11 protein-coding genes are annotated in these 12,209 nt (G+C 58.6%); all 11 read left to right on the top strand.

Translation table 11 applies throughout. The features are described from left to right. The first annotated feature begins 395 nt into the window (after positions 1-395). Positions 396-605 carry a hypothetical protein gene (locus AC1DS6_RS30780; protein ID WP_477103843.1) on the top strand — a complete coding sequence of 70 codons (210 nt, stop codon included), beginning with the start codon at positions 396-398 and terminating at the stop codon, positions 603-605. Positions 606-709: 104 nt separating this feature from the next. After that, positions 710-1,597, top strand: coding sequence for a hypothetical protein (locus AC1DS6_RS30775; protein WP_477103842.1), 888 nt, complete (start codon positions 710-712; stop codon positions 1,595-1,597). A 57-nt stretch (positions 1,598-1,654) separates the two neighbouring features. Beyond that, complete coding sequence (locus tag AC1DS6_RS30770; RefSeq protein ID WP_477103841.1) at positions 1,655-2,464, top strand: TIGR02391 family protein; 810 nt, start codon at positions 1,655-1,657, stop codon at positions 2,462-2,464. Positions 2,465-2,881: 417 nt separating this feature from the next. After that, the gene (locus AC1DS6_RS30765) at positions 2,882-3,103 is read left to right on the top strand and encodes a hypothetical protein (protein ID WP_477103840.1); all 222 of its coding nucleotides are present in this window, start codon (positions 2,882-2,884) and stop codon (positions 3,101-3,103) included. 90 nt (positions 3,104-3,193) lie between these two features. Then, on the top strand, positions 3,194-3,784 hold the full coding sequence (locus AC1DS6_RS30760) for a hypothetical protein (protein ID WP_477103839.1): 591 nt from the start codon (positions 3,194-3,196) through the stop codon (positions 3,782-3,784). Between the two features lie 793 nt (positions 3,785-4,577). Then, on the top strand, positions 4,578-4,784 hold the full coding sequence (locus tag AC1DS6_RS30755; RefSeq protein ID WP_477103838.1) for a hypothetical protein: 207 nt from the start codon (positions 4,578-4,580) through the stop codon (positions 4,782-4,784). Positions 4,785-5,002: 218 nt separating this feature from the next. Next, positions 5,003-5,416: a hypothetical protein gene (locus tag AC1DS6_RS30750; protein WP_477103837.1), complete on the top strand. Its 414-nt coding sequence runs from the start codon at positions 5,003-5,005 to the stop codon at positions 5,414-5,416. Between the two features lie 268 nt (positions 5,417-5,684). Beyond that, positions 5,685-6,425 carry a TnsA endonuclease N-terminal domain-containing protein gene (locus AC1DS6_RS30745; protein WP_477103836.1) on the top strand — a complete coding sequence of 247 codons (741 nt, stop codon included), beginning with the start codon at positions 5,685-5,687 and terminating at the stop codon, positions 6,423-6,425. Between the two features lies 1 nt (position 6,426). Further along, positions 6,427-8,634, top strand: coding sequence for a Mu transposase C-terminal domain-containing protein (locus AC1DS6_RS30740; protein WP_477103835.1), 2,208 nt, complete (start codon positions 6,427-6,429; stop codon positions 8,632-8,634). Next, on the top strand, positions 8,631-10,118 hold the full coding sequence (locus AC1DS6_RS30735; protein ID WP_477103834.1) for an ATP-binding protein: 1,488 nt from the start codon (positions 8,631-8,633) through the stop codon (positions 10,116-10,118). The genes AC1DS6_RS30740 and AC1DS6_RS30735 overlap by 4 nt, the downstream gene beginning before the upstream one ends. A 103-nt stretch (positions 10,119-10,221) precedes the next feature. Then, entirely contained in the window at positions 10,222-11,943 is a 1,722-nt protein-coding gene (locus tag AC1DS6_RS30730) for a TniQ family protein (protein ID WP_477103833.1), read from the top strand. Positions 11,944-12,209 lie beyond the last annotated feature (266 nt).

The following is a 12,209-nucleotide window of genomic DNA, read 5'->3' as shown; positions in this document are numbered from 1 at the left end:
CATGCCCCCGACTCGTTGTTCATTCGCGCTCAAAAAAGCCAGGAGTAAACGCGAATCCGCACGAGTTTACAACCCCTCCCGCCCAAGTCCCATCAAATTCTGGTCGCACTGCGCCCGGTCAGGACGCTGGACTTTTGTATAAGGAGATGGATTGAGCCCGCTCGAATTACCCTAAATAGTTACGAGTTCCCTTCGCGCCCGGACGACCACGACATGGTCTTCAAAGATGCACTTGGCTTCAAGCTTGAAGGTGTTTGGCTGGTGGACACACGCAATGGCCACGTTCTCTCCAAGTCATGGAAGGCTCGCAGGGTAGCTTAGCGGTCCGGCCACACCTAGGAAAAGCCGGCATTGCCGGCACATGGTAATACTCAACGTTTGAATGGAGACAATCTATGGCGACAACCATGTACTTTGAAGAAACGATATGCGACCAGGGTAACAAACAGTCGCTGGAAGTTGAACTGGGTCGTTCATCATATTACCCAGAGGACAGTATTTATCTTATCGTGGATGGCAAAACCGTAATAATGGATCGCGCCACTGCCAAACGCTTCGTGGACGCTGTCGTCGCGGTCGGTCATTACCACGGCTTGATTGATTAGCGGCGGGCACGACGCGCGGTCATTCTCTGGCGGTGCTCGAAGCAGGCGAAGGGCTAGGAAATGAATAAAGCGTTCTTGACGAGTCACGACAACGCAGAGAAACCATGGACAAGGACCAGCTTGACGCGGTAGCGGAACCGATCAACGAGCATTGGGCGGAGCAAATGGGCGAGGACGCTCGACCGTTTGTCGAGCCCATTTGGCACGGTTCGATTCTTCCATCTTTGAAGGTGAACGCGCTTGCCGAAAAATGGACCGCCGAGCAGTTCCGCGAGCGATGCATACGCGCCTTGAGGGCAACGGTTGACTTGTTTTACGCCCTGCACATCAATGCAGGTTCCAACTACACGCAGGCGAACGAGAAGCCACGGTATTATTGGGCGCACCAGAACTTCAACATCCTTCGCGCTAATGATGCGACGCGCGGGATGAGCATCCAGAAAGACGAGATGCTGCGTGTCGCGGCTGAATACCTGAGCCATGCCGAAATTCGAACCAATAAATTCGATTGGCTGCTGCTCGATGCAATCGTGTTCGCGGAGCTCGACGCATTTTCCTACCATGTCTCCGGCTTTGCGGTAACGTTCGCTAACGGCAACCCGGCCAAATACTTTGTGCTAGTGATCCTGTTCAAGGTGATCGGCCTTGCCCTGGGATACTTGTTGTTGCCCGCGATCGCATACTTCGCATTTAGCAGGGGGCACGAGACGACAGGTTGGTCCATTGCTGGATTGTGGGTGGTATCGGTCGTGTGGTCGCTCATCGGACTGTCATTTCGATGGAGGACGCGTCGCAAGAACAAGGCTCTCCTGAACCGAATGCTCGACGTGTATCGACTCCTCGGTGACAGCACGATTTCGCCCCGACTCCTGAAGGATAGTCTGGACGGGGCAGCGACGGAGGGTGTGGTGCTTGACGGCGCCGTTTTCAGCATTGTGGACAGGATCATCGCCAGCGACGCGACGGCATTTGTTCCCAGCCAGATCGGATAAACAAAAATGAATCGCGAATCCCTGTACGGCATGAACCCATAGGAAAAGGACATCGGCGTGAGCGAAGATTTGACATTCTCATTGAGCCAGATCGAGGCGATCGCAGACTCTCTTGGCGATACCGCTGACGGTCTGACGGGGACCGAGATTGGGCTGCTGCTCGACAATGCCAGGATCGCTGACGTCGCCCCCGGCATCACGAAACGCAAGCGTCTGCTTAATGCGTTCGTCAACTCGCAGAATCAACTTGGGCATCGCAAGCACATTCTGGCTTTCATCCGGTTCGCCATGAAGCCCGAGCGATATGCACGCAGCCCAGAGCGATTCGAGCCCATGCGGGCGAACCTCAACCGTGGTCTCGTGTTCGCCGGGCTTCAGGTCGAGGAAAGCGGCGAGCTCGTGTCGAGCGAACGAGCGTCGACACTCCCCGATGCGATCCGCAGGGCGAACGACCTGAGGGCGGATCTTACGGGCCGAGGCGTGCATCCGGACATACTGGCGTTTTGCCGCGCAGAGCTGGTCGGGGATAACTATTTCCACGCGGTGCTGGAGGCGACGAAAAGCGTCGCCGCGAAGCCTCGCGACAGGACGGGCCCAACGGACGACGGCGCGGCGCTGGTCGACCGTGCGCTTGGCGGAAATCCTCCCATGCTGGCGATCAACGCGCTGGCCGACGAAAGCCAGTTGAGCGAGCAGCGAGGCTTTGCCAATTTGGTAAAGGGCGTGTTTGGGATGTTCCGGAACACCACTGCACACGCGCCTAGGGTGCTCTGGAGCATGACTAGGAGCGATGCCGAGGATCTGCTAAGCGTGGCTTCGCTGATTCATCGCCGACTGGACGCGGCCGTGATGCCCGCGCGAGTATAGGAAAAGAAGTGGATCAGCATCCCGATGAAGTTGGTCGGCGGTCAGGTTCGCGTCATGTGAATAGGAAATAACTTTTGACAGGAGCGCTTCATGGCATTTGTGCCGCTCGTACTTTTTTTGGTTCTCATGGCGTGGTTTATCAGAAGGGCGTCTTCAGGCAGTACCAGCAAAAAATTTAGACGCCTAGGCGACTTGACAGGCAAGACGCGAACCGAAATTGTGAAAGCTGTGGGGCGCCCGACGTCTGTGTCGAGTGTGCCGAAGGGTACGTTACTCCAATGGCAGGCACGCGGCTACCACATCGCGATTCGTTTCGATGAGGACGGTGTTTTTGACGGCATAGCACATGAGTTTGGACGATAGAAAAAGCTCGGGCCAGGGGCCAACCGGTCGCTGGCATCAGTGGAGAGAGAATCTATGTCGAAGCAACGAAAGTTTACGGCCACGGTCAAGGAGCCTGCCAATCACGCCACGGCCACCGGGTATGGTTTTGCTATCCATCTCGAAGATTTGGATAGCAACCCGAGCTTTTCCGGCCATCGCTTGGCAATCGAATTGCAACCAGAAACGACCGCCGAGCAAGCTGACGAACTCGCGCGGCAATTGAACCGGCTCGGCGTGTCCGTCACGCTGAAGTAGGAGAGGCCGGTTCTGCCGGCGCACATTGAACGGAGTCAATCGCGGCTGAAGCGTCGGCGTAGAATGCATCAAATACAAGGGAGAAGAGAAATGAGCTTCGAAAGCTTGATGAGGGACCGCGTCTCAGTCCTGAAGGCTGATGGCAGCCGCACCGACGACTTGCCCGCAAATGTGACTAGCACGAAGATCTCCATCCATCGTAGCCAACCGCTAATCGAGCCGGGTGATTTGGTCCTGCGCAAGTCATCAAACGGTGCTGAGGAGACATATCGGGTCATCGACCCGAACTTTCGCGAAGCCTTCCACGGCATCCCCGCGCGATACGAGTTGAAAGTTCAAAAGCTCGGCCTTCCAGAAGCTCGGAGCGCTGTGCAGTCGATCACCTATAACGTAACGGGAAGCAATGCTCGTATCAACCATCATTCGATCGACAACTCGACAAACACGGTAGTTGGAAATTCTAGCGTCGGCGAGCAACTGGCAGCGCTTCGCGAAGCTGTGTGCTCCTTGCGCCTACCACCAGGAAAGCAACAGGAAGCCATCGAGATCGCGGACGCCGTCGGTGCGCAGTTCGCCGGGGGGGCTCCAAAGCGCTCGATCATATCTGCACTGCTGGTAGCGCTCCCCCAGGCCGCAAACGTTGCGACGATTGCAAGTGCAATCCTCGCATTTGCGCAGTAGGGCATCGACATCGTTTTGCTAGGTAAAGACGGTGCCCCGCGTGGAAGCTGATCGAACGCAGGTACTCACGCGAATAGAGGCGTTTCTGTCTGAATTACGTGACGTAAAGGAATAGAACAGTCATGGCAAAGGTCTTGTACGGTCTCGCAGCGTTTTGCTTAATCATTGGGGTGATTGACGTGTCAGGTGGCTCACCAGGCTCTCAAAGAGCATTGGAGGCCGGGATCTTGCTTTTGCTGACGCCAGTGCTTGGTATCGCCGGTTTTGCAGTATCTCGAGCATCGACCAAGAGTTGCGCGCATTGCGCGGAGCGCATACGAAAGCACGCCATCAAGTGCAAACACTGTGGCAGCAGGATCGCCTAACACCATGGAAAAGCAAGATGGATCCATCCGATGTTATTGAAGTATTGAAGGCTGCTGAGGCAGCAGGGTGTAGCTTCTACGTGAGTGTGCCAGCCTTGGGAGGCACGAGGACAGCCGCACTGACACCGGAGCAGGTGACTCGGTTCGGGTCGGACAAGCAAACAGTATTTGCGCAGGTCATGGGCCTCACCGTTCCTGAATACGTCGAGTGGTATGAATCGCAAGGTTCGGTGTATTGCTCAGCTCGGACACGGCAAGGGCGCCAATGTCGAAACTTCATTGCCGGCGGGACGGGCCTTGACCCGGAGCAATGGAAGTCCCTCCGAGGGGTGGGCGGCTATTGTTCGACTCACGGCGAATAGGAAAAGTACCTGGCGCGCGAGCGTCCCGCACCGGCCGGTAGCCGGCTCTTGAAACGGAAAACGCGTATGGACCTCGAACAATACACCCGAATGATTGCTGCGATTAATGCTCAGCTTGAGGCGATCGCAGATATTACCCATAGCCAGGCGTGGGCAGGTTGCGCAGATGAATCGAACCCTCATTTCGAAGCCCTCATGCTTCAGCACAAGCGCTTGACTGACTTGTCCGCCAAGCTGACCAATCAGGCTGCGCAAGCACTGGGCATCCGTTGATTGGGCAGTCGCTCCGTCACCTCGCGTACTACGGTAAGAAGGTCGGGAAAGTATATGTCGAACGTCCGAGAGGTTCCGGAGTCCGGTGACCAAATAGAAGCGCTTTGCACGGGAGCGCCCCGCGATCGGCACGTAAGCGATCGGATAGCCATAAGGGTGAAATTGTGATGTCTGTTAGTAGGTCCTCTGTATTCGTTGGTTTGCTGATCGGGCTGTTCATGTCCGCAGAAGCAGCCGAGGGACTTAGCGCGGGGGAGCTTTCCATCCGATGCACCAACGGCCAGGCCATTAAAGACGGGAAGGTGGCCAATCCGCTGGACTCGGCGCTCTGCACTATTACCCTTGCCGCTTACAGGGATGGCTACGTCAACGGTACGTTCAAGGGCGCAATGGCGCCATACCTGCACGATCCTGACGTGTCAGTTGGAGTCAACGGCGTAGCAGACCTTCGGCGCCGCATTGGTCCGGTCTTGGCCACGTCGCGCTGCGGGCTAGACGGAAAAGGCGATTCCCCGGTCAACCGGTTGCGCACCGCCTTCCAGGCTTATGTTTCTGAGCATCCCGATGTCAGCGGTCAGCACTACGGAACTGTCCTGCAGAATGTCATCGATGAGAAGCTGTGCAACAAGTAGGAAAAGAACATGAGACGCACTTTGGTCCATGGTGTGCCCACGGAGGTGTGAACGAACAATAGTGTTTGACACAAAACAATATACTTTGACACAAGACAATAGAGTTTGACACAGGCGTGGCGCTCGCTATACTGCGCGGTTTCGTTCCATCAGGCATGGTATGCGGGCGCGGCGCTTTAAGACACAGGGAGACATTGATCGATACGTTGCTCAGGGCTATGGGCAGGGTACGGGGGCAGACTACAAGCCGTGGCTGCGAGTACAGGACGTGCCATCGAGAGGTCGGTCGCGCAAGGTTCATGGTCTGAAGACGGGTCGAATACACCACGTCCTGTCCGATCTTGAATACGCGTATCTGCTGGCGCTGGAATTTTCCGAGCGGGTTGCCGACATTCGCGAGCAGTTTCCGCTGCTTCCAATTGCGCCGATCCAGGACTGCGCGCGGCGGCACAATATCCGCTATCCGCGATACGCAGGCACCCACGTACCTTACGTGATGACCACCGATTTCGTCGTCACGGTGAAAGCCGATGATGGGTCCCGTCGTGAGTTCGCCCGGACAGTCAAGTACGAAGACGAATTGTCGCCCGGACGCGGCCTCGCGCGCACTCTCGAAAAACTTGAGCTCGAACGTGCTTACTGGCTTGCGCGCGACATCGACTGGAAGATCGTCACCGAACGTCATGTCGCGCCGGCGCTCGCGAAGAATCTGATCTGGCTGTATGCCGGGGCGCAGGTCGAACACGCGTTACAGGACGGTGAATTGCAGGGCCGCTTTGCTGAATGTATCGATGAAGCCGGAAGCCATGACCGGACGCTTTCTGCATTGCTTCGAGCCGTCTGTTATCGACTGAATCTGGCATATCCCGATGCGGTCAGGCTGTTCAAGCATCTGGTCTGGCACAAGGTGATTGTCGTGGACCTTTCGACGCCGATGCTGTTGACGTCGCCGGCGCCAACGATCCGATTCCTGCCGGCAGATGCGCCTTCCGTGAAAAGAGCAGCGTAACATGAGCGATTCGCTTCCTGTCGTCAATTCCGTGATTGAGGCGGTGTCCGATGCGTTGCCTTTCGAAAGGCTGGCGCGCGTACTATGGATTGACGAACGTGCCTCATCGATGACCTTGATCACCGTCGCCGAAACGCCGCGGCGACCGTGGACGGTAGCGAGTCAGGAGGTCCGGGCGTGGTTGCAGCGGGGTGAAGTCTGGTGCAGCCAGTTGCGGCTGCCGGCATACATGCTACAGGTTGAGGAGGACATTCCGGACGCCGAGAAAGCAATCCGCGAGCGCAACTGGCAACGCATCGCCGGACTGGTCAATGCACAGATCGCTGGAGAGATTTTTCAGGCGCGCGCGATGGGCCCACTGATAGCGGCACATGCCAAGGCGACAGGGATGCAACGCAAGACGCTGTACCGGCTACTGTATCGCTACTGGATGTACGGGCAGATTCGCAATGCGCTTTTGCCGGACTATGAAAACGTCGGGGCCCCCGGTAAAGCGCGTGTGTTTGCCGGGGGAAAGCGTCCGGGTCGACCGCCGCGGCGACTGGCGTCAGCCGGAGAGCGAGTCGGCAAGATTCTCGGCGATGACGACAAGAGCTTCATCAGGATCGGTTATTCACTGTACAAGAACAATGCTGTTGGGACGGTGACCGACGCCTATCACCAGACGCTGCGGCGGTTCTATGTCGAAGAACACGTCGTGCCGGGCGCGACGACGGACGATCTGACGCTTAAGCCACTGGACCACTTGCCAACGTTGAGGCAGTTCGGCTATTGGGGCAGGAAGGCGTTCGATGACCTTACGGTGTTGCGATCGCGCGCCGGAGAACGCCGGTGGCAGAAGGACCATCGCGGGTTGGCCGGACGAGCCGGCGACGGCGTGTACGGACCCTGTCATCGCTTCGAAATCGATTCGACGATTGCAGACATCTATCTTGTCAGCCGCTATAACCGCAACTGGGTAATCGGACGTCCGGTTGTCTACGTCGTCGTCGACGTGTTCTCTACGATGATCGCAGGGATCTTCGTTGGACTGGAAGGCCCAAGCTGGAACGGCGCGCGCCATGCGCTGTTCAACGCGTTCTCCGACAAGACAGCGTTTTGCCGGATGTACGGCGTTGATACGACTTCATCCGCGTGGCCGTCCCATCATCTGCCGCAGGAACTCATGGCTGACCGGGCGGAGATGCTCGGGCAGGCGGCCGAAGGCATCGTGTCGGGGCTCAGTATCGATATTGCCATTGCCCCGCCATTTCGCCCGGACTGGAAGTCGATCGTCGAAAGCCGGTTCAGGCTGTTGAACAGGACCTCGCAGATCCATTGGATTCCCGGCGCGGTTAGGGAGCGCATTGCGGAGCGCGGGCAGCGCGACTACCGGCTCGATGCCACACTCGATCTGGCTGAATTCACGAGCATCATGATCCACAGCGTACTGCACTATAACCACCATAGCCGCCGGCCGGAACGACTCACTGCTGAGATGATTCGTGATGAACTCGAACCCTCGCCCATCAACCTGTGGCGCTGGGGTATGGAGAACGGCCTTGCGACGCCGAACATTCAGCCCGACGATCTCGTCTATCTGCACCTGCTGCCGCGAGAGACTGCATCAGTCCAGCGAGGTGGAATCCGCTTCAAGGGCATGTTCTACACATGTACGCATGCCATGCAGCAGAACTGGTTTGCGAAATCGCGCAAGGATGGCCGCAGACCGGTCACTGTGTGGTACGACCCCAACTCGACCGCCCATATCTGGATTCAGGACGAACAACGGAATTTCGTGCGTTGCGATTTGCTCGCCTCTGAGGCGCGGGTCGCGGAGCGCCGCCTCGAGGAGGTCGTGGACATGCTTGAAATGATCGGGACGCCGACAGCGGAGCATACCTACGCCGCGCTCAGCGACAGGATTCGTCTCGACGCGCACATTGAGGCGACGGTGGAACACGCCAAGCTCAATAAGGAAGAGGTCCGACCGATAACCCCAATTCCCGCCAGTCAACAGATCGGCAATATCAAGGCCAACCGCGCCTTTGAAAAACGTCTCGAACAGCAGCGGTCTGTCATCGCCGCCGCTCCGGCAGCCGGACCCGACGAGCGAGTTGACACACCGAAGCCGTCCTCGTCAAGTGTGGCGGAGGCATATGCTGGCGAACGAGGCGGTGAAGTATTGAGTCTGCTGGGGCGGTTGCGCCAGAAGGGCAGCAAGACATGACGTCGAGCGGAAATCTGATCGCCGCCGCCTATCGTGAATCGGCCGTTGCCCAGTATCAGGGTAATCCATTGATTGAAGCCCTCCCGCCAATCCGGACCGAGGCGGAGGCGGCGGCCGCAATGGCTCTATTTCCGGACGAGCCAGGCGATGAACGCGGTCTTTCGAAAGAAGTCAGATTGCACTGCATCGATCGGCTGTTGCAGTTGATCCAGCCGCTGCCGATTCACCTCGAACTCGAATCGGCCATCTCTTCGCTGATGCGCGGCGGCTATGTCGGCCGCAATCCGGTGATGCCTTCGACCTGGCGGCATGTGTACTCGCTGGCTGTCAATGGCGGCCCCGACAGCGGTTTCCGGTCGACCGCATCCACGTTGAGCGTGGTGGGTCTGAGCGGAATCGGCAAATCGACCGCCCTGGAATCCATTTTGCGGCTTTACCCGCAGGCAATCCGGCACCGGAGGTATCGCGGGAAGGAACTGATCCAGGTTCAGATTCCATGGCTCAAGGTCGAGTGTCCGTTCGACGGTTCGCTGTCCGGCTTGTGTCACGCGTTCTTCCGGGCATTGGACCGTGCAATTGGCGAAGACCGGTATGCGAGGCGCTACCGCTCTGTCAAGGGCATCGTGCAGCTCGTGCATCAGATCGAGCAGATCGCCAGCACGCACTTCGTCGGCGTTCTGATCATCGATGAACTGCAGCATTTGCGCGCCGCGAAAACGGGCGGGAAGGACAACATGCTGAACTTCTTCGTCAACCTGATCAACAGCATCGGCATCCCGGTCGTGTTCGTCGGCACGAACTCGATGATCGAACTGTTTGCCGATGTGATGCGCAACGCGCGACGAGCGACAGGGCTGGGGCTAAGCGATTTCAGGCAGCCGAAGGCCGATGATCCTGCATGGGCGCTGCTGGTCGAGGCGGCATGGCAGTATCAATGGGTGCGCCAGGTCGAGCCATTGACGTTGGAGATGCGCGCGGTACTGTATGACCTGACGCAGGGCGTGACGGATTTTCTGATCAAACTACTGGTGCTTGCCCAGCGACACGCGATCCATACCGGTGAAGAACGACTGACAGTCGGATTGCTGCGCACGATTGCTGATACGCGCATGCAGTTACTCAAGCCTGCGCTCGGTGCCCTGCGCAGCGGCGACGCGCAACGGATGGCGCAATTCGAAGACCTGCTTCCGGCCGACAGTCAGATCGCTGCGATGATGGGCACGCAAGACCGGCATGCAATGGTCTCGACCCGGCTATCCGTTCTTCACGCCTTGCGGCGGCCCGAAGCCAGTCACGTTACGGCATCGGAAAAAGACGTCGAGTCAGAGCCGTCCGCGGCGACCGGCGCGGGCGAGCCAGAACTCGTCGCGACGTCGGAAGCGAGCCGCCTTGCCGCGTGCGAAGATCCGCTTGCCGCGCTCCGGGAGGCGGGATGGGTGTCGTCTGACGTGTTGGAGTTTTCCGCCGTCTATGCCGCTTCATGATAGTCCTCCGGGACGTGTCCCAGCGTTGGGCGCGTCGTGCCGTTTGAGCAGCCGCCGCCTGGAGCGACGATAGGGCTGCTCGACCTCCAGTGTTTGATATTGCATGCCGAGTCTTCTGTTTTTCGCCCCCTCGCTACCTGACGAGACAATTCAGTCGCGCGTCGCGCGGCATCACGTCCTGTCCGGGAACCGAACCGAGGCGGACACGTTTCTCGATCTGTTCGACAGCGCGCCGTTTGCGCTGGAGCAGATCGTTCCGCCCGGGCTGGCACGGCTCGCCGCTCGCCTGTCAGACGACTCAGAGGCGGCACTCAGGATGCTTCTCATGCAGAACACCTTGCTTCCACTCTTTGCCCCCTTTCTTGGCGAGGGCAGTGATGCGCAGAGTGGTTCGCTCACTGCAGAGGCGGCATTGAGCCGGTTGCCACGCCGCGTTGTCGGAATGCACGGCGAAGCACAGTTATGCACAGCCTGCGTGGTGGAAGACGTCCGCGACCATGGGATGGCGTATTGGCGCCGCGCGCACCATGTCCCCGGCGTTAGCGTGTGCTGGAAACATCGGCTGACTCTCCTATCGAGTTGCCCGGGTTGCCGCAGACCATTTCAATTTCACAATCGATTGTTGCGGCAACCCTGGCACGCATGCCCGTGCGGGTGGCAGGCCGTTGCGTGGGAAAAGTCGGGCCCATTGGCCGAAACGGTCGCGCTCGATTATGCACTCTTCGCGCACGATCTTCTCGAGCGGCCGCTCGATCGAACGACCTCTGAATGTCTGAGGGCAACATACAGGTATCGCATCCGCGAACTGGGTTTCGCCTACGGTACGGGGCTCCGTATACGGGATTTTCAGGCCCATCTGATCGAAGAATTGGGCGACGCGTTTCTTGCCTCGGTTGATCCCGCATATGCTGCGCGAAGGATGCGCTTCTGGTTGCGTTTCTCGCCGCAAGGTGGCGCTGCGGCGTGGGACATGCCCATTACGCGGCACCTGCTGCTGTCACTGTTCCTGTTCAAGACCCGCGACCGGTTTGCGTTGAGTCTGCAACGTATCGAGGCGGACGCCCCCCTACCAGTCCGGCGCACAAGATCCGCGGCTGATAGTCCTGATTTGTCCGCTGAGACGGGTGCGTCAATGCTCAGGGCTGTCCATCGAAGCCGGATTCAGGCCGAGCTCGCCCGTCATCCGGCCATCACCATTGAAGACCTCTGGCGCAAGGCGCATCGTGCCACGGCATGGCTGTACGACCACGACCGGGCGTGGCTCTCCAGAGCGGTGTCGCTACCATTGGAGGTGGCGACGCCGCCGGCGGACGTCGCGACGGCGGTTTCGCCGGACGACGCAATTTTCGCGGCAAAGGTTGATGCAGTTGCGGCCGACGTCTTCGCCGCGGGAGGAAAGCCTAAACAGGTGACAAAGAGTCGACTATTTGAGGGTCTTCCTCGGCGCCTCACGGACATTGCCCCGCATCGAGCGCGTTACCCCATTACACTGGCACGCATAGCGGATAACCGCGAATCCACGTGGCACTTCCGGGCGCGCCGAACGTGGTGGGCATATGGCGTGCTCGGAACGCGTGGCGAGCCGCTATCTGTCAACAACGCGGCCGTTCTGTCGGGCGTAGGGTACGAAGCAGTCCGGGCGATCGTCGAACATTGTGGATGGGCGCCGCTGTTGCAGCGTGCGGCTCAGCTCGATGTGATGGTGCAGTTGGCCGCAGCCGGCATTTCGCGCCAGTGGGATGGCCCACCAGAATTGCACGGACGCGCAGTCGGGGGGAGAGGCTATCAGCGCGGGCGTCTTGCCGTTTTCAACATTCACGATTGACGGGCTGCAAGCGGCCAGTTTGCGACGTCCAGCGACGCCATATGGAAGTCCGCTTTCCCTCCCAAAACAGCCATCGGGTCAGCGGCCTGGTGATGAACGCTTGCGACTGATCCGAGCAGATCGCCGGCAATGTACAGAAGCTGTCGAGTTTCCGTCGTGTTGTGCATGATTCAGACCACGTCTATCGGCTAGCCCCCCTCTAAATCCGGGTTGACTCGTTTGCCTCCAAACGCGAATGTCTTGGCTAAACCTGTCCCCTAGAGAGC

It is taken from the genome of Cupriavidus sp. 05L310, from assembly GCF_056398185.1.
This window is presented reverse-complemented; position numbering and strand designations above follow the sequence as displayed.

Coding starts and splice junctions, on each gene's coding strand:
- AC1DS6_RS30780 (WP_477103843.1), top strand. CDS start 396: ATGGCGACAACCATGTACTTTGAAGAAACGATATGCGACCAGGGTAAC.
- AC1DS6_RS30775 (WP_477103842.1), top strand. CDS start 710: ATGGACAAGGACCAGCTTGACGCGGTAGCGGAACCGATCAACGAGCAT.
- AC1DS6_RS30765 (WP_477103840.1), top strand. CDS start 2,882: ATGTCGAAGCAACGAAAGTTTACGGCCACGGTCAAGGAGCCTGCCAAT.
- AC1DS6_RS30760 (WP_477103839.1), top strand. CDS start 3,194: ATGAGCTTCGAAAGCTTGATGAGGGACCGCGTCTCAGTCCTGAAGGCT.
- AC1DS6_RS30755 (WP_477103838.1), top strand. CDS start 4,578: ATGGACCTCGAACAATACACCCGAATGATTGCTGCGATTAATGCTCAG.
- AC1DS6_RS30750 (WP_477103837.1), top strand. CDS start 5,003: ATGTCCGCAGAAGCAGCCGAGGGACTTAGCGCGGGGGAGCTTTCCATC.
- AC1DS6_RS30740 (WP_477103835.1), top strand. CDS start 6,427: ATGAGCGATTCGCTTCCTGTCGTCAATTCCGTGATTGAGGCGGTGTCC.
- AC1DS6_RS30735 (WP_477103834.1), top strand. CDS start 8,631: ATGACGTCGAGCGGAAATCTGATCGCCGCCGCCTATCGTGAATCGGCC.
- AC1DS6_RS30730 (WP_477103833.1), top strand. CDS start 10,222: ATGCCGAGTCTTCTGTTTTTCGCCCCCTCGCTACCTGACGAGACAATT.